Raw genomic sequence first — 17,322 nt, forward strand, 5'->3', positions numbered from 1 at the left:
TGCCGTGCGTTTTTCCTTGGCGGTTTTGGCGGGTTTCTTCTTGACCGATTTTTTCGCATCCAGACCTTTCATGACAGGCCCTCCGCTGAGCGCGACACCTGCTTGCCGGTGACCGACTGATTATAGACCCGCCCCGGCGACCGGCGCGGCGAGGATGAATTCGCGGTAGCCCGATACGATCACGTACACCGCGAAATAGCAGAAGATGCCCGCCGAGGCCAGGTACGACCAGGTCAGCAGACGGTCGCCCAGCAGGCGCCCGCCGTGGCTGGCCAAGGTGCACAGCGACGCGCACCACAGCAGCCCGGCAATGAAGAACCCGCTGAGAAACAACCCGGCCTCGAGCATGCCGCCTGCGCCGGAGCGCGAGATCAGCACCCCGCCGACCGCGGCAAACCACAGGATCGCGCTGGGCGAAGACATGGCCAGAAAGATGCCGCGCAGAAACTCGCGCCAGGGCGATTCGCGCACCACCTGCTGGCTGGTGTCCATATGCCCATTGCCGCGCCAGGCGGCCAGCAGCATCTTCAGTGCAAACCACACCAGCAAAAGCGAACCGCCCACCCACAACACCCAGCGCACGCTGGTGAACTGCAGCAGCACGGTCATGCCGAGCAATGCCGCCACGGCATAGATCAGATCCCCCACACAGGTGCCCAGCCCCAGCCAGAAACCCTGCAGAAAGCCGCGCTGCATGGCCAGGGTGATCATGGCGATATTGGCCACGCCGATATCCAGGCACAACGACAGGCTGAGAAGAAATCCGTTGGAAAATGGCATGAACGCTCGACTACCGACGATGAAGGGCAGGCGTCATTAGACTCAGTGAGGGAGGGTGGTGTATTGGAAGAAATTGCCATCAGGCTCATTCGAACCGTTCAACATTCCCAGCCAGCACCTGCGCATACCGCTCCCGGTCGATATTGGCGCCACTGAGCACCACTGCCACCTTGCGCCCCTGCTGGCGCTCGCGCTCCTGCAGCAACGCCGCCAGCCCCGCCGCACCGGCGCCTTCGGCGGTGTTGTGCGTGTCTTCGTGGAAGATGCGCATGGCGTTGGCGATTTCAGGGTCGCTGACGCGCACCACCCGCGCCGCGCCCTGGCGGATGATCTCGAACGCCTCGGGCAAGGGCATACGGCATGCCATGCCGTCGGCGAAGGTGTTGGCGGTTTCGGTGGTGACGATGCGGTTCTGCTCGAAACTCGAAGCAAAGGCATCGGCCTCGGTGGACACCACCCCAACGATCTCGGTGTGCAGCCCCAGCAGGTCACGGGTACGAATCAGCCCGCAGATGCCCGAGCCCATGCCGATCGGCACGTACACGCAGTCCAGCGCCGGTACGGCCTCGAACAGCTCCAGCGCGTAGGTGGCCACGCCGCGGATCAGGTCCGGGTGGAACGGCGGCACGCTTTCATAGCCGTGCACCTGCGCCAGTCGCGCCGCCTCGGCCCGTGCCAGGTCGAAATCGGCGCCATGCTCCACCAACTGCGCACCCAGCGCGCGCATGGCGGCATTCTTTTCCCGCGAGTTGCCCTCGGGCACCACGATGATGATCGGCAACCCGGCACTGCGCGCCGCCAGCGCCAGGCTCTGCCCGTGGTTGCCACGGGTGGCGGTGACCAGCCCGCGCACCGTGGGTGAGCGCGCCAGCAGCGCCTGCACGTAAAGCAGCCCGCCGCGAACCTTGAAGGCACCGGTGGGCGCGTGATTCTCGTGCTTGACCCACACCTGGCAGCCCACGCGTTCGGCCAGGCGCGGCCAGGCGTACTGGGGCGTGGCAGGAACGCGGGTGTGTACCAGGCGGGCAGCGTCGCGCAGGGCGGACAGGTCGAACATGAGGCACCTCGATGGCCAGGGGAATTGACCTGATCCTAGTCGCGCCGCATTGTATGGGTGAACCCTTATATTGCATGGCCAACAATAAATGTGGACCCCCACCCTAGGCGACACCTCCCTGCCCCGCTACCTCGAACTGGTCGAGGCGATTGCGCGGGCGATCGAAAGCGGCGAGCTGAAAGTGGGCGAGCGCCTGCCGCCGCAGCGGCGCCTGGCCTGGAACCTGGGCCTGAACCCCAGCACCACCCAGCAGGCGTACCGCGAGGCAGCGGCCCGGCATCTGGTGTCCGGGGAGGTAGGGCGAGGCACCTACGTGCTGGCGGGCAGCAAGGAAGCAACGCTGTTCCGCCTCAAGCAACCCGGCCAGCAAGCGACGCAGATCGACCTGTCGACCAATGTGCCGGTGGCCGAGGACAGCAACCCCGACCTGGCGCATGCCTTGCGCCATCTGCTGGAACAAGGCCCTGCCGGCCAGCTCGAGCATTACCTGGGTGCCGAACAGTTGCTGCGCGGGCGCCTTCAGGGCGCCGCCTGGCTGCGCCGGCGCGGCCTGCAACTGGACGAGCGCCAGGTGCTGCTGTGCGGCGGTGCCCAGCTGGGGTTGTTCAACGTGCTGCTTTCGCTGTGCCAGCCCGGAGACGCCGTGATGGTCGAGGCCTTGACCGCACCCGGTATCAAGGCGGCCTGTCGACAGTTGCGCCTGCCGTTGCACGAGGTTGCGCTGGACGGCCAGGGCATCCTGCCCGACGACCTGGACCGTGTCGCACGTGCCACCGGCGCGCGGGTCGTGGTGCTGACGCCGACCCTGCAGAACCCCACCGGCGCCTGCATGGGCGCTGCGCGCCAGGCCGCCATTGCCGCAGTGATCGAGCGCCATGCCCTGACCTTGATCGAAGATGATGTCTACGGTGCCCTGGCCGATACCCCGGCGCTGCTGGCACAGGTGGGCGGGCGCGGCGTGCTGGTCACCAGCCTGTCGAAGAGCGTCGCGGCCGGTTTGCGCCTGGGCTGGATCGTCGGCAGCGCCGAGTTGCTGGCGCGCATCGACCCGCATGCCCAGGCAACACACTGGCCGGTGTCGCCGCTGGACCTGGAGATCGCCTGCCGCTGGATCGATGACGGCACCGCGACGCGACGCGTGGCCTGGCAGCGTGAAGAAGTGGGTCAGCGCTGGCGGATGGCCAGGCGGATACTGGGCAAGGCATTGGTGGGGGATGTGCCTTCGCCGCATGTCTGGGTCAACGGTGTGCGCGCCACAGCGTGCCGTGATGCCGGCGTGGCAGTGGTGCCAGCCGAGGTGTTCGCGGTGCGCCAGGGCGACCGGGCAGCGGTGCGCATCAGCCTGTCGGCGGCGCAGAGCCGGGCGCAGTTGAAGCAGGCGCTGGAAAGGGTGGCGGCAGTGGTTTCAGGGTGAGCGGGCTGCCCCTTCGCCGGCAAGACCGGCTCCTGCAGAGAACGCGGTACCGGTGCCGGCGAAGAGGCCCTCCAATTCAATCGCAACATCCGGAGTGAAACCCCAGTCACCTTTTCTACACTGAACCTGCTCCCTTACCCACGGAAACCGGCATGAACCCGCTGTTCTACACCCAGGCCTGCGCCCACCTGGCCAGCCTCGACCCGAAGTGGGCCGCACATATCGAGCGCATCGGCCCATGCCTGCACCAAACGCTGCCCACCCGCGACCCGTATCAGGCGCTGGTCAGGTCGATTGCCTACCAGCAATTGCACGCCAGGGCCGCCGAAGCGATCCTGCGGCGGTTCCTGGCGCTGTACCCCGGGCAGGCCTTCCCCAGCCCCGAGCAACTGCTGGCCACCGCGCCCGAGCAACTGCGTGCCTGCGGGTTTTCCGCGAGCAAGCTGGCCACTATCCAGGGCATCGCCCAGGCTCGCCTCGACGGCCTGGTACCCGACCATGAGCTGGCCCGCCGTCTCGACGAAACCAGCCTGATCGAGCGCCTGACGCAACTGCGCGGGGTTGGACGCTGGACCGTGGAGATGCTGCTGATCTACACCCTTGAACACATGGACACCCTGCCCGCCGATGACTTCGGCGTGCGCGAAGGCTACCGTCGCCTGTTCGCCCTGCCCGCCCAGCCCACGCGCAAACAGATGCTGGAACTGGGCGCCCCGTGGAGCCCGTATCGCACCGTGGCCGCCTGGTACCTGTGGCGCGTACCCGCCACCGGCTGAAATCCGGGCGAATTCCACCGCAAGACCCGGAGTGCCGCCCCGCACGGCACCACCTACCCTCACCACATCGCCCTCAGCCAAGAGCCACTCGCCATGCCCCGCACACCTTCGATCGATGTCAACGACCCACGCTGGCAAGCCGTGCTGGCCCGCGACGCCGCAGCGGATGATGATTTCGTCTATGGGGTTCGCACCACCGGGGTCTACTGCCGCGCCTCCAGCCCGTCACGGTTGCCGCGCCCGGAGAACGTCGAGTTCTTCGACACTGCCGCCCAGGCCGAGGCCGCCGGCTATCGCCCCAGCCGGCACTACGCCGCCGACCCGCGCCAACTGGCCGAGCAGCATGCCACCCAGGTCACCCGGGCCTGCCAGCTGATCGAAACGGCCGAGGTCGAGCCCAGCCTCAAGCAAGTGGCTGCCCATGTCGGCATGAGCCCGTATCACTTCCACCGGGTGTTCAAGGCCGCGACCGGCCTCACCCCCAAGGCCTACGCCAATGCCAGACGCGCGCACAAGGTACGCCGGCAGCTTGAGCAGCCGGGCTCGATCACCGACGCCCTGTACAAGGCTGGCTACAACTCCAACAGCCGTTTCTACGAAGACAGCAACGCCCGGCTGGGCATGACCCCGGCCGCCTATCGCGCGGGCGGCGCCAATGCCTCGATCCGCTTTGCCATTGCCCAGTGCTCACTCGGCGCGCTGTTGGTGGCCCAAAGCGAGCGCGGGGTGTGCGCCATCCTGCTGGGCGACGACCCCGAGGCGTTGCTGCACGACCTGCAGGACAAGTTTCCCAAAGCCGAACTGATTGGCGCCGACGCCGAATTCGAGCAGTGGGTGGCCAAGGTGGTGGGGTTCATAGAAGCGCCCGCCCTGGGCCTGGACCTGCCGCTGGACCTGCGCGGCACGGCCTTCCAGGAGCGGGTGTGGCAGGCGTTGCGCAGCATCCCGGCAGGCAGCACCGCCAGCTACGCCGAGATCGCCCAGCGCATTGGCGCGCCCAGGGCAGTCAGGGCGGTGGCCCAGGCGTGCGCCGCCAACAGCCTGGCGGTGGCAGTGCCCTGTCATCGGGTCGTACGCAGTGATGGCAACCTGTCCGGCTACCGCTGGGGCGTGGAGCGCAAGCAGGCGCTCCTGGCCCGGGAACAACAGCCCAGTGACCTGTAATGATCAGCCCTGGCTGCAGCCGTCGCCCATGGCGCGGTATTCGATGGTGTGGCGCTGGCCCTGATGGTCTTCATAGGTCATGGTGGCCGGCACCACTTCGCAGACATTGGGCAGGGTCGAGAGGCTGATCACCCGGGCGATGTCCAGGTTGGTCGAATAGTCATATTGCTCGACCACCGGCTGCGCAGCAGCGGTCTTGACCTCGTCCGCCAGGGCAAACGAAGAGACACCCACCAATACAAGTGCAAGTAAGGTTTTCATGGTATTAGGCCTGCAAAGCAATCAAACGAAGTGTTTGACTTCATCAGCCGAGTTGGCGCGGAGAAGTTGTCATATCAACGAATGGACATAACACGAAGTACCGATCCCGTTACGCTTCTAGTGGCTGGGATGGGTCAAGTTTATAAGGTTGCGAAGGTGGTTGAAGCCCGAAGCCGGACATTCACTGTTACCGCCTCGGTAACAATAACCGCACGGCAAGCCCTCGACAGCCTACCCAAGCCCGTGTAAAAGCCCGTGCCAGAGCCCTTGCTGGAAACCGCCGTGAGTGAAATACGCTACAGCCTGCTAAGCGCTGCCGAGCGCCCTTTGCTGAACAAATTCTATCGCGCCGAAGGTACGGCCATGCGTGCCAGTGCCAAGGGCGAGGCCTGGGTGGCGCGTGCGGGTGAGCTTGTCGCCGCAGTGAACATGAGCGCGGTACCCGAGGGGTTCTGGCTGACCGGCTTGCTGGTGGCACCCGCCTGGCGCGGCCGGCGCATTGCACGACAACTGATCGAGCATGCCTGCGCCGGCAAGCCGGGCACGGTGTGGCTGTTCTGCCACCCGGACCTGCTGGCCTTCTACCAGCCACTGGGGTTCAGCCCTGCCGGCGCACTGCCGCTGCAGCTCAATGAGCGTCTGGCGCGCTATCAGCGCAGCAAATCGTTGATCGCGTTGGCGCGGGATCAGTCGTCGCTGGCCGGGTCCAGCCCCGGGAACAGCACCTCGGTATAACCGAACTTGCTGAAGTCATGAATGCGCGAGGGGTACAGGCGACCGATCAGGTGATCGCATTCGTGCTGCACCACCCGCGCATGAAAACCCTCTGCCGAGCGCTCGATGGGCTGGCCCTGCGGGTCGACCCCGCTGTAGCGAATGTGCCGGTAGCGGCTGACCACGCCGCGCAGGCCGGGCACCGACAGGCAGCCCTCCCAGCCATCCTCGACCTCGGTGCCCACCGGGGTGATCACCGGGTTGAGCAGAATGGTCTGCGGCACGGGCTCGGCATCCGGGTAGCGCTCGCTACGCTCGAAGCCGAAGATCACCAGTTGCAGGTCGACCCCGATCTGCGGCGCCGCCAGCCCCACGCCGCCCACGTGCTGCATGGTGTCGAACATGTCGGCAATCAGCTGCTCCAGCTCGGCAGTGCCGAACAGGCGGGCCGGTACGGGCGGTGCAACACGCAACAGGCGCTCGTCGCCCATCTTCAGGATGTCACGAATCATGCGGGGCTCGGCTCACGGGTTCAGGCGCGGAATCGGACGGGATGGAGTGATCGCGCCCCAGCCCGGAAACATGCTTTTTATCATGTTCCGGCGCATCGTCGTCGGGCATTTCCTTCTCGCCAGGGTCCTTGCCTTCGGCCGACATGTGCTCGATCACCGCGTTCATCTCCGCCCCCAGCAGCAATACTGCGGCAGAAATATAGAAGTACAGCAACAGCACGATGATCGCACCGATGCTGCCGTACATCGCGTTGTAGTCGGCAAACGTCTTGACGTAGTAGCCAAACCCCAGCGACGCGATGATCCACACCACCACCGCCAGTACCGAGCCGGGGGTGATGAAGCGAAACTCCTGCTCCACATCGGGCATCACGTAATAGATCAATGCCACCGCCACCATCATCAGGATGATGATGGCCGGCCAGCGCAGAATGGTCCACAGCGTGACGATGAACTCCTGCATGCCTACCTGCGAGGCGATCCATTCCATCACCTGCGGGCCGAGCACCATCAAGGCGGCGGCGGCCAGCAGCATGCCGGCGATTCCGACGGTATACAGCACCGAGAGCGGGATGCGCTTCCACACCGGGCGCCCTTCCACCACGTCATAGGCGGCGTTCATCGCGCTCATCATCAGGCGCACGCCCGCCGACGCGGTCCACAGGGCGATCACGATACCTACCGAGAGCAGCCCGCCCTTGGATTGCTGCAACTGGTCGATCACCGGGTTGACCTGCTCCAGCGCCTGGGGCGGCAACACCAGTTCCGACTGCAGGCGCAGCCAGGTGAAGAAGTCGGGCAGATGCAGAAACCCGATCAGGGCGATCAGGAACAGCAGGAAGGGGAACAGCGAAAACAGCATCTGGTAGGCCAGGGCCGACGCATAGGTGGACATCTCGTCATCGAGAAACTCGCTTACCGTGCGCACCAGAACACGATGCAACGGCAGGCCGTGCAAGTTGGGGAAAATCATAGCGTCTCCTTTCGCCGCTCCACTGTCATAGGCAGTAATCCAAGCGTTGGGGGGGTGTTTTACCTGACGGTAGTCTAGTAGACCACGTCTGTGAGGTTACGATTGATTGCCACAGACAGCAGAACGGCCACCCGAAGATGGCCGTTATCGGCTACACGCGCAGCCGGTCAGGGCTTTTTCACAGCATCCTTGACCGCATCCTTGGCCTTGCCCACTGCCTGCTGGGTTTCGCCCTTGACTTCCTGGGCCTTGCCCTCGGCGCGCAGTTTATCGTTATCGGTCACCTTGCCCACGCCTTGCTTGATGTTGCCTACCGCTTCGTTGGCCAAGCCTTTTGCTTTGTCCGAAGTGCTGCTCATGGCATTTCTCCTGAAGGGGAACAGATAGCTGTCAGTGTCGACAGTCAGTGGACCCGCCCGCTTCTGCGAGAGTTTCAAATATTTTTGGGCGGTGTGTATTCCCACAATGGATAAACAGCGGGCGAATATCGCACCCAATCGTGCCTGGCCTGCGCCAGGGGCTGTCGGCTTTGCCTAGAATCGGGCACCAGCGCCCTGCAGCCCGGGCGCGATAAAAACAACAGACACAGCGATCACTACCCATGCGTATCTCCCCCTTGCTGACAGCCCTGCTGCTGGCCGTACCTGCCCATGCCCTGCACGCAGCACCTGCCGTACAGCCCGCCGCCCTGACCACCCTGGTGGTCGATCGCTATGCCGACGACGAACAGCCCGGCAGCCTGCGCTGGGCCATCGAGCGCAACAACCAGGCGCCCGGCACCTACCGGATCGAGATCCGCCCGGTCGGCCAGCCGCCCTACGTGATCAAGCCCGCTTCGGCCCTGCCGCCGATTCTCGGCCCGGTCAGCCTCGAAGGTGCGGCCTGGAAGCGCAGCGGCGAGTACATCGCCATCGACGGTTCGGCCTATATCGTCGGCAACGGCACGCGCGCATGCCCTGGCGCCGTGCCCGGACAGTTCGGCACCAATGTGCGCACCACCACCGGCCCGGGGCTGGTGATACGCGATACCCAGGGCGTGGAGATTTCCGGCCTGGATGTGCGTAATTTCTGCATCGGCATCCTGGTCAACCGCGCCAGCCACAACGTCATCCAGGACAACCGTATCACCGCCAACAAAGGTGGCGCCGGCATCATGCTGACCGGCGACGACGGCCAGGGCAATTCGACCGCCACCACCACGGTGAACAACAAGGTGCTGCGCAACCAGCTGGTGGACAACGGCGACGGCCTGGAGCTGACCCGCGGCGCGGCGTTCAACCTGGTGGCCGACAACCTGTTTCGCTCCACCCCGGCCAACGCGGAGCCCTCCCAGGGCATCGAGATCCTGTGGGGCAATGACAACACGGTGGTGCGCAACCGCTTCGAGGACTATTCCGACGGCCTGCAGATCAACTGGGGCCAGCGCAATTACCTGGGGGCCAACACCTTTACCGGCAACTCCATCGGCGTGAGCGTCAGCGGTGCGGGCAACATCCTCGATGGCAACCTGATCCACGGCAACCGCATCGGCGTGGCGCTGCGCCCGGAGCCGACCTCCACCAGCAACCGCCTGACCGCCAACCGCATCTGGAACAACAGCCAGGATATCCGGCGCTGCGAAGCGGGCGGTTCGTGCGTGCCCGATCAGCGCACCGGTGCCATCGTGTTTTCGGTGCCGGCGCTGGAGCATGCGATCTATGTGGGTTCGCGCGGCATCGGTGTCGACCCGTCGGGCACCAACCGGGCGATCATCTGCACCGACAAGGCCGCACCGCAGGGTTGCCAGCCGGTACCCAATCACGATCAGGCGGCCCCGCTGCTCAAGGCAGTCAAAGGTGATCGCTTGCTGGGCCAGGTGAGTGGCGAGCCCGACAGCCTGTTGCGGGTGGAGGTGTTCGGCAATGCTGACTCAAAGGCCGGTGAAGCGGAGCAGTATCTGGGCGAAGTGATGGTGGCGACGGATGCCAAGGGTCAGGCGCAGTTCGAGTATGTATTGCCGCAAGCAGATGGGCTGCAGGCGTTCACCGCGACGGTCACCCGGTCCGACGGGGCCACCTCGGAGTTGAGCAAGGCGCTGGCGCGCTGAGGACCGCGGGGCGGCCATTCGTCGGCAGGGATTGTCTGCAAATGGTCGGCCCTGTCAGCAGGCCCCGCTTTAGTTTTCAGCGCAATCCCAGCACAATGGCCGACCTTTCAAGCGTCACCCGTAGGAACCTGCATGAAACTCGACAAACCCACCGCCATCGCCCGTCGCAACCAGGCGCTGGAACGCCCTGTGCTCAACAGCGACAACACCCTGTTTGCCGTGCTCGATACCAAGCGCAGCCTGTGGTGGTTCGATGTGCCGGTGAAGCTGGTGCTGCCCAAGAGCGTGGCCGACTGGGTCAACCTGCTGCTCTACACCCCGGAGACCGACCAGTTGCAGCACCTCAAGGTGCCGGTCAACTTCCTGCGTGCGCACCTGGAGAAGATGGAAGTACGCAAGCCGGGCAAGCGTCGCTCGACCATCAGCCTGGCGCTGAGCGCCGACCGCGACTCGCTGCTGCAGGACTTGCGTCCGGGCGGCGAAAACCTGAGTTTTGCCGCCTTCGTGCAGGTCTGATCAGACCAGTTCGATGCGGTCGGCGTGAATCACGATGCGCCCGTCCTTGTACAGGGCGCCGATCGCTTTCTTGAAGTTGCCCTTGCTCACCCCGAACAGGTCGCTGATCACCTGCGGGTCGCTCTTGTCGCTGACCGGCAGCACGCCGTTGGCGGCCTTGAGCTTGTCGAGGATCTTGTCGTTCAGCGTGCTGGCCAGGGCCTGGCCGACCGGCTGCAGGCTCAGGGCGATCTTGCCGTCGCTGCGCAGCTCCTTGATGTAGCCCTTCTCCTGCTTGCCCGAACGCAAGAACTTGAACACTTCGTTCTTGTGGATCAGGCCCCAGTGCTTGTTGTTGATGATGGCCTTGAACCCCATCGGGGTTTCCTCGACCACCAGCAGGTCGACTTCCTGGCCCACGCTGTAGTTGGCCGGCAGCTTGTCGAGGTAGCGGTCCAGGCGCGCGGTGGCGGTGATGCGCCGGGTGCGCTTGTCGAGGTAAGCATGCACCACGCAGTACTCGCCCGCCTTCATCTGGCGTTTTTCTTCGGAGTACGGCATCAACAGGTCCTTGGGCAGGCCCCAGTCGAGGAAGATGCCGATGCTGTTGATTTCCACCACCTTGAGGCTGGCGAACTCGCCCACCTGCAGTTTGGTCTTCTCGGTAGTGGCGATCAGCTTGTCTTCGCTGTCGAGGTAGACGAAGACGTTGAGCCAGTCCTCGACCTCGGTGGGCGTGTCCTTGGGGATGTAACGGTTGGGCAGCAGGATCTCGCCGTCCGCCCCGCCGTCCAGGTACAGACCGAAATCCGTGTGCTTGACCACTTGCAAAGTGTTGTAACGCCCAACTAAAGCCATTTGCTGAAATCCTCGTTGCGAGGCTGGCATTCTACACGCTACGGGAACCGCCAGGCGCGCCGTTGTTCTATAAACACAAGCACGCCCCTGCAAGGATATGCACCCATGGATGCCTGCCTGTCCACGTTGTTTCGCTGCCTTTCGCTGCTGGTGCTGTCGACGCTGCTGCTGGTCGGCTGCAACCGCATGGACCTCGCCTACCGCAACCTCGATGTACTGGTGCCCTGGTCGCTGAGCGACTACCTGAGCATGAATCGCCAGCAGAAAGGCTGGCTGGACGAACGACTCAAGGCGCACCTGGCATGGCATTGTCGTACACAGCTGCCGGGCTATCTGACATGGCTGGGCGATATTCGACAGATGGTCGCGCACAACGAGGTCACCGACGCGCAGCTAAGGCTGCGCACCGAGCAGGCCAAGCAGGCCATCGCCGAGGTGGCCGACCAGATCATGCCGTCGGCCACGCAGCTGCTGCGCGGCATGGACGACGAACAGGTCAGCGACATGCGCGAGGCGTTTGCCGAAGACATTCGCGAGCGCGAGGCCAAGTACGTGAAGACGCCGCTGGCCAGGCAGATCGAGCAGCGCCAGCAACGCATGGAAAAACGCCTGACGCCATGGCTGGGCGAACTGAACCCGCAGCAGCGCCTGCGCGTGGCGCAGTGGTCACAGGCGTTGGGCGAACAGAACCGTCAGTGGATCGCCAACCGCGCACACTGGCAGGCGCAGTTCACTGCGGCGATGGAGCAACGGCGCAGCGAGGCATTCGAACCAAGGCTGGAACAACTGCTCAAGCAGCGCGAAAGCCTGTGGACGCCGGAGTACCGCATGGCCTACCAGCGTACCGAACAGGAGGCGCGCAGCCTGCTGGTGGACCTGATGGCGCAGAGCAGCGAGCAGCAACGTCAGCACCTGCAGGGCAGGCTGGCCAAGGTGCAGCAGGACTTCAGCAAGCTCAAGTGCCTGCAATCCTGAACCGATTCGCCGGCAAGGCCGGCTCCTACAGGCGCGACGCGCTTCCCCTTGGCGCCGGCAAGGCCGGCGAAGCTGCTCAGTTCTCCCGGCACTTGCGCCGGTACGGGAACACATCGATCACCTTCCCCTCCCGTATCGCCGCCTGCAGCCCCTTCCAGTAATCGGCGTCATACAACTCGCCATGCAGCTGGCTGAACAGGCGCCGCTGGCCGATGTCGGCAAACAGAAACGGCGGGAACTCCTCGGGGAACACGTCCAGCGGCCCTATCGAGTACCACGGCTCGCTGGCCATCTCGTCCTCGGGGAAACGCGGCGGCGGGATATAGCGGAAGTTGGCTTCGGTCAGAAAGCAGATCTCGTCGTAGTCATAGAACACCACCCGCCCATGCCGGGTAACGCCAAAGTTCTTCAGCAGCATGTCGCCGGGGAAGATGTTCGCCGCCGCCAATTGCTTGATCGCCAGCCCGTAGTCCTCCAGCGCCTCGCGCACCTGGGCCTCGTTGGCGTTTTCCAGGTACAGGTTCAGCGGGGTCATGCGCCGCTCGGTCCAGCAGTGGCGGATAAGCACCGTGTCGCCCTCCACCACCACGGTCGACGGCGCCACTTCCAGCAACTCGGCCAGGCACTCGGGCTCGAACTTGCCCAGCGGGAAGCGAAAGTCGGCGAACTCCTGGGTATCGGCCATGCGCCCCACGCGGTCGACGCTCTTTACCAGGCGGTACTTCTCGATGACCGTGGCGCGGTCGACACTCTTGGACGGCGAGAAGCGGTCCTTGATGATCTTGAACACGGTGTTGAAGCCCGGCAGGGTGAACACGCTCATGACCATGCCGCGCACGCCGGGGGCCATGATGAAGCGGTCATCGGTACTGGCCAGATGATTGATCAGCGCCCGGTAGAACTCGGACTTGCCGTGCTTGTAGAAACCGATGGAGGTGTACAGCTCGGCGATGTGCTTGCCCGGCAGGATGCGCTTGAGAAAGCCCACGAACTCGGCCGGCACCGGCACATCGACCATGAAGTACGAGCGAGTGAACGAGAAGATGATCGACACATCGGCTTCATCGGTGATCAGCGCATCGATTTCGATGCCGTGGCCTTCGTGGTGCAGCAGTGGAATCACCAGCGGCCACTGTTCATCGTGGGTGAACAGCCGGCCCACCAGGTAGGCCCCCTTGTTGCGGTAGAGCACCGAGGAAAACAGCTCCACCTGCAGTTGCGGGTCCTTGCACACCCAATCGGGCAGGTTCTCGCGCAACTGCGCCTCCAGGCGCGCCAGGTCGCCGGGCAGGTCGGCGAAGGGCACCGCGAAGGCGTAGTCGGCGAAGACCTGCGCGAGCATCTCGCCCAGCCCGCCCTGGGGGCGGTAGGTGCGGGTCTGCGCGGCGCGCTCATGGGCGCGCAGTGCCGGGCGCGTGGTATGGATGAACATGCAGCCGTCGCTGATCAGGTCATGGCTGAACAGGCTGCAGAAAATCGAGTTGTACCAGGTTTCGGAAAGCTCATCGTCCAGGCGCGGGTCGATCAGGTTGATGTAGGCGCTCTTGACCAGCGGCCAGAACGTCGCATCCAGCAGAACCTCGGGCTCGAAAGCGCCGGCCAGCCAGCCGCTGACCTCGCTGACCTTTTCCTCGTAGAGATTGATACGTGCCGCCGAGGCCGTCTGGATCTGCTGCCATTGCGCGAGCTCGAAGCGTTGGCGTGCCCCGTCGGTGATCTGGCGAAAGTGCTCACGGTAGCTGTCGAAGCCATCGAGAATCATCCGGGCGATGGCGGCGGCCGGCCATTGTTGGGGCATGGGTAAGACCTCTGCGGGAATTTCAAAGACCTGAGCTTAGCCAGTCACGCAAGGCTGCGATAGCCTACTTAGGAACCGTTTCGCGCCCTTCGCCGGCAAGGCCGGCTCCTACAGATACCGCCCCCACAGCAGGAGCCAGCGGTGCTGGCGAAAGCGCCCGAATTGACACCGCAAGAAAGCGAGAGAGCCCACCCGGGCTTTTACCGTAAACTCCCGCCCCTGCCCCTGTTACCCGGAGAACCCCCGTGAGCCCCATCGCCATCACCCGACTGTTGATTCTCGCTGCCGTGTGGGGGGCCAGTTTTCTGTTCATGCGCATCATTGCGCCGGTGCTGGGCACCCTGCCCACCGCCTTCTTTCGCGTCTCCATCGCCTGCGCCGGGTTGCTGGTGATTCTCGCCCTGCTGCGCGTGCGCTGGGACTTCCAGGGCAAACTCAAGGCCTGCCTGTTTCTGGGCATGATCAACTCGGGAATACCCGCAACGCTCTACTCGGTGGCCGCCCAGGTGCTGCCCGCCGGCTACTCGGCGATCTTCAACGCCACCACGCCGCTGATGGGCGTGCTGATCGGCGCGCTGTTCTTTCGCGAGGCCATGACCCTGCCCAAGCTGGGCGGCATCTTCCTGGGCCTGTTCGGGGTCGGCATTCTCAGTGGTGCGGGGCCGGTGGCCTTCGACGCCAGGCTCATGCAGGGCGCCCTCTCGTGTCTGGCGGCCACCACCTGCTATGGCTTCTCGGGGTATCTGGCGCGGCGCTGGCTCGACCAGCAGGGCGGCCTGGACAGTCGCCTGTCGGCGCTGGGCAGCATGATGGGTGCCACCTTGCTGTTGCTGCCGCTGTTCGGCTTCAGCGTGATCACCCAGCCACCTGCCAGCTGGGGCGGCTGGCAGGTGTGGTTGTCGCTGCTGGGGCTGGGCCTGTTGTGCACCGCCTTCGCCTACATCCTGTACTTTCGCCTGATCAGCGAAATCGGCCCGGTAAAATCCACCACCGTGACCTTCATGATCCCGGCCTTCGGCGTGCTGTGGGGCGCGTGGCTGCTGGACGAGCCCCTGTCGATGGCGCACCTGTATGGCGGGCTGCTGATTGCCGTGGCCTTGTGGCTGGTGCTCAAGCCGGCCCGCCAGGCCCGTCAGCTGGCCAGCGACTGATCCACCGTGTCAGGCTTGGTCGCGGGCTTGCGGAACACGAACAGCAGGCCCACCACGATCAAGCCCATGCCCAGCAGGCTCAAGGCCGCCAGGCGATTGCCGAAGATCAGGTAGTCCATCACCGCCGTCACCGCCGGCACCAGGTAGAACAGGCTGGTGACATTGACCAGGTTGCCCTTGGCGATCAGCCGGTACAGCAGCAAGGTCGCCAGCAACGACACCACCAGGCCCATCCACAGCACCGAGAACACAAAGCTGGCATTGGGGTTGACCGCCAGCGGCTGGAACGGTGCAAACAGCGCGCACATCAGCAGCCCCGCCAGGTACTGCAAGGGCAGCGTGCCCACCGGGTTGCTGGTGATGCGCTTCTGCATGATCGAGCCGAACGTCATGCTGGCCAGCGCCAGCAGCGCGAACAGCATGCCCGCCAGCGAGATGCCGCCCAGGCCGATGCCCTGGTACACCACCATCACCAGCCCGATCAGCCCCAGGCTCAGGCCGAACAGGCGGCTGAACGAACGCTTGCGCTCCATCAGCACCACCGTGAGGATCGGCTGCACGCCCATCACGGTGGCCATGATGCCGGGCGTCACCTTCAGGTCCAGCGCCAGCAGGTAGAAGATCTGGTAGGCACCGAGCAGCACGCAGCCGGTGGCGATGGCTTGCAGCAACGGGCCGCGACCGCGTGGCCAGTGCAGGCGCAGCAACGGGCCGAGCAGCAGCAGGCCGACAAAGGCAATCGCAAAGCGGATCAGCAGAAAGGCAAAGGGCGAGGCCTGCGCCAGGCCGAGCTTGGAGACGATGGCGCCGCTGCTCCAGAGCAGGACGAACAGGCTGGTGGTGGCCGCCGAGGCCACGGATTGTTTCGAGATAACTGACATGAAATGCCACCTGTATTCGGGCAAGTAAGCCGAACGGTCGAGCTGCGCGGTGCAGCCGGCCGTATTCAGTAGGGTTCAGGTGTGGTGGGGGCGCAGCCAGTGGCCGCTCAGCCCAGCACTACAACCACGCCGGGTGGTGCGACAACGCACGCCACGGGGCTACTGACAGGTGGTGGGTAGTGACTGATCATGACCGGCTGCTGGGACCCACGCACGACCACGACCGCGTCGGGCGCGGTAGCGAATACGGTGGTGGGGCGGGAAGCTGGCATGTGCAGGTCTTCGGTGAGGTGAACTGTGGGTGAATATAGCCACACTCGCGACACGGTGCAAGGCCCGCCCCGGCAGGGGCCAACCTTGCACCGTGTGTGGTCAGAACAGCCAGCGGTACAGCAGGTAAGCAACCAGCACCGCCAGCACCGGGCGCAGCACGCGGTAGGCCTTGGGGTTGGCGCGCTTGAAGGTCTTGACCCGGCTGCTGATCACGGTACTGAAGCGTTTGCTCCAGGCATACGCCTGGTTGATCCCGCCCACGCGCTCGTCGTCGGTGTTCTGCGGCGCGGTGGCCCGGCCCAGGAAGGCACTGACCTTGCGGTTGATGCGGGTCATCAGCGGGCTGGTCAGCGGTCGCTCGATATCGCAGAACAGGATCACCCGGGTGGTCTCGGTTTCGTTCTTCACCCAGTGCACGTAGGTTTCATCGAACATCACGTCTTCGCCATCGCGCCAGGCGTACACCTGGCCGTCGACATAGATGCGGCAGTCGTCCGAGTTCGGCGTGGACAGCCCCAGGTGATAGCGCAGCGAACCGCCGAACGGGTCGCGGTGCGGGTTCAGGTGGCTGCCGCCCGGCAGCAGGGCGAACATCGCGCCCTTGACGTTGGGGATGCTGTTGACCAGCTCGACGGTGCGGGGGCACAGCGCCTCGGCCGATGGCAGCGCCTTGTCGTACCACTTCAGGTAGAAGCGCTTCCAACCCTTCTTGAAGAACGAACCGAAGCCGGCATCGTTGTCTTTTTCGGCGGCTCGGATGTAGCCCTCGTCGAACAGGTGCATGGCCTCCTCGCGGATCACCTGCCAGTTGTCCTTGAGCACGTCCAGCTCGGGGAAGCGGCTACGGTCCAGATAGGGCTTGGAAGGCACCCCCGAAAACAGGTACATCAGGGCGTTATAGGGGGCGAACAGCGCCGAATGGTTGACGAACTGGCGCAACACGGGCAAACGCGCCTTGCCGCGCAGGTGCACGTACAGGGTGCTGCCGAAGAACAGCAGCAGTACACCTGCCTTGGCGACAAAGGAAAAGGTCATGCAACACTCCTTGAATTTCGATCAGGCCATCGCTGCCGGATAATCGGACATGATAAACCGATCCGGCCCCGGTAAAAACAACCGGGGCCGGACATTCAGTGTTGGCAATTGTGCAACAA

Annotated in this window: 18 protein-coding genes; 8 read left to right on the plus strand and 10 right to left on the minus strand. The window is 64.5% G+C overall.

Translation table 11 applies throughout. The features are described from left to right. Positions 1–120 precede the first annotated feature (120 nt). Together FW760_RS11250 and FW760_RS11255 are read right to left on the minus strand one after the other, a co-directional pair. On the minus strand, positions 121–780 hold the full coding sequence (locus FW760_RS11250; protein ID WP_116053148.1) for a LysE family translocator: 660 nt from the start codon (positions 778–780) through the stop codon (positions 121–123). Between the two features lie 85 nt (positions 781–865). Then, on the minus strand, positions 866–1,837 hold the full coding sequence (locus FW760_RS11255) for a threonine dehydratase (RefSeq protein WP_104572192.1): 972 nt from the start codon (positions 1,835–1,837) through the stop codon (positions 866–868). 88 nt (positions 1,838–1,925) lie between these two features. On the opposite strand from FW760_RS11255, the gene FW760_RS11260 reads away from it, so the two are divergent. The 3 genes from FW760_RS11260 to ada all read left to right on the plus strand — a co-directional run bounded on the left by FW760_RS11260 (position 1,926) and on the right by ada (position 5,191). Next, positions 1,926–3,251 carry an aminotransferase-like domain-containing protein gene (locus tag FW760_RS11260; RefSeq protein WP_116053145.1) on the plus strand — a complete coding sequence of 442 codons (1,326 nt, stop codon included), beginning with the start codon at positions 1,926–1,928 and terminating at the stop codon, positions 3,249–3,251. A 152-nt stretch (positions 3,252–3,403) separates the two neighbouring features. Continuing rightward, the gene (locus FW760_RS11265) at positions 3,404–4,027 is read left to right on the plus strand and encodes a DNA-3-methyladenine glycosylase family protein (protein ID WP_054914952.1); all 624 of its coding nucleotides are present in this window, start codon (positions 3,404–3,406) and stop codon (positions 4,025–4,027) included. 93 nt (positions 4,028–4,120) lie between these two features. Further along, positions 4,121–5,191, plus strand: coding sequence for a bifunctional DNA-binding transcriptional regulator/O6-methylguanine-DNA methyltransferase Ada (gene ada, locus FW760_RS11270; protein WP_043864172.1), 1,071 nt, complete (start codon positions 4,121–4,123; stop codon positions 5,189–5,191). A 3-nt stretch (positions 5,192–5,194) separates the two neighbouring features. Here the strand turns inward: ada and FW760_RS11275 are convergent, their stop codons facing one another. Then, complete coding sequence (locus FW760_RS11275) at positions 5,195–5,452, minus strand: DUF2790 domain-containing protein (protein WP_043864173.1); 258 nt, start codon at positions 5,450–5,452, stop codon at positions 5,195–5,197. A 282-nt stretch (positions 5,453–5,734) separates the two neighbouring features. Between FW760_RS11275 and FW760_RS11280 the strand changes: the two genes are divergently transcribed. Then, on the plus strand, positions 5,735–6,187 hold the full coding sequence (locus tag FW760_RS11280; protein WP_043864174.1) for a GNAT family N-acetyltransferase: 453 nt from the start codon (positions 5,735–5,737) through the stop codon (positions 6,185–6,187). Here the strand turns inward: FW760_RS11280 and def are convergent. The 3 genes from def to FW760_RS11295 all read right to left on the minus strand — a co-directional run bounded on the left by def (position 6,139) and on the right by FW760_RS11295 (position 8,010). Next, a complete protein-coding gene (def, locus tag FW760_RS11285; RefSeq protein ID WP_043864175.1) occupies positions 6,139–6,678 on the minus strand; it encodes a peptide deformylase in 540 nt (179 codons plus the stop codon). The genes FW760_RS11280 and def overlap by 49 nt on opposite strands. Beyond that, entirely contained in the window at positions 6,668–7,651 is a 984-nt protein-coding gene (locus tag FW760_RS11290) for a YihY/virulence factor BrkB family protein (protein WP_043864176.1), read from the minus strand. The genes def and FW760_RS11290 overlap by 11 nt, the downstream gene beginning before the upstream one ends. A gap of 167 nt (positions 7,652–7,818) precedes the next feature. Continuing rightward, positions 7,819–8,010, minus strand: a complete 192-nt coding sequence (locus tag FW760_RS11295) for a CsbD family protein (protein ID WP_043864177.1) — start codon at positions 8,008–8,010, stop codon at positions 7,819–7,821. 242 nt (positions 8,011–8,252) lie between these two features. Between FW760_RS11295 and FW760_RS11300 the strand changes: the two genes are divergently transcribed. Next, positions 8,253–9,737: a right-handed parallel beta-helix repeat-containing protein gene (locus tag FW760_RS11300; RefSeq protein ID WP_058541527.1), complete on the plus strand. Its 1,485-nt coding sequence runs from the start codon at positions 8,253–8,255 to the stop codon at positions 9,735–9,737. A gap of 132 nt (positions 9,738–9,869) precedes the next feature. Continuing rightward, positions 9,870–10,253, plus strand: a complete 384-nt coding sequence (locus FW760_RS11305) for a hypothetical protein (protein ID WP_043864179.1) — start codon at positions 9,870–9,872, stop codon at positions 10,251–10,253. Here the strand turns inward: FW760_RS11305 and FW760_RS11310 are convergent, their stop codons facing one another. After that, positions 10,254–11,090 (minus strand): CvfB family protein, encoded by an 837-nt coding sequence (locus FW760_RS11310; protein WP_043864180.1) that lies wholly within the window; start codon positions 11,088–11,090, stop codon positions 10,254–10,256. Positions 11,091–11,195: 105 nt separating this feature from the next. Here FW760_RS11310 and FW760_RS11315 point away from each other — a divergent pair, with 105 nt between their 5' ends. Next, entirely contained in the window at positions 11,196–12,065 is an 870-nt protein-coding gene (locus FW760_RS11315; RefSeq protein WP_054914955.1) for a DUF6279 family lipoprotein, read from the plus strand. Between the two features lie 76 nt (positions 12,066–12,141). Here the strand turns inward: FW760_RS11315 and aceK are convergent, their stop codons facing one another. Further along, positions 12,142–13,863 (minus strand): bifunctional isocitrate dehydrogenase kinase/phosphatase, encoded by a 1,722-nt coding sequence (gene aceK, locus FW760_RS11320; protein WP_116053143.1) that lies wholly within the window; start codon positions 13,861–13,863, stop codon positions 12,142–12,144. Between the two features lie 245 nt (positions 13,864–14,108). Here aceK and FW760_RS11325 point away from each other — a divergent pair, with 245 nt between their 5' ends. Continuing rightward, positions 14,109–15,014 (plus strand): DMT family transporter, encoded by a 906-nt coding sequence (locus tag FW760_RS11325; RefSeq protein WP_054914956.1) that lies wholly within the window; start codon positions 14,109–14,111, stop codon positions 15,012–15,014. Here FW760_RS11325 and FW760_RS11330 read toward each other — a convergent pair. Together FW760_RS11330 and FW760_RS11335 are read right to left on the minus strand one after the other, a co-directional pair. Further along, positions 14,996–15,895: a DMT family transporter gene (locus FW760_RS11330; protein ID WP_054914957.1), complete on the minus strand. Its 900-nt coding sequence runs from the start codon at positions 15,893–15,895 to the stop codon at positions 14,996–14,998. The two genes, FW760_RS11325 and FW760_RS11330, sit on opposite strands and share 19 nt — an antisense overlap. Before the next feature lie 372 nt (positions 15,896–16,267). Next, entirely contained in the window at positions 16,268–17,203 is a 936-nt protein-coding gene (locus FW760_RS11335) for an aspartyl/asparaginyl beta-hydroxylase domain-containing protein (protein ID WP_043864185.1), read from the minus strand. Positions 17,204–17,322 lie beyond the last annotated feature (119 nt).

It is taken from the genome of Pseudomonas sp. 1176_21, from assembly GCF_052850635.1.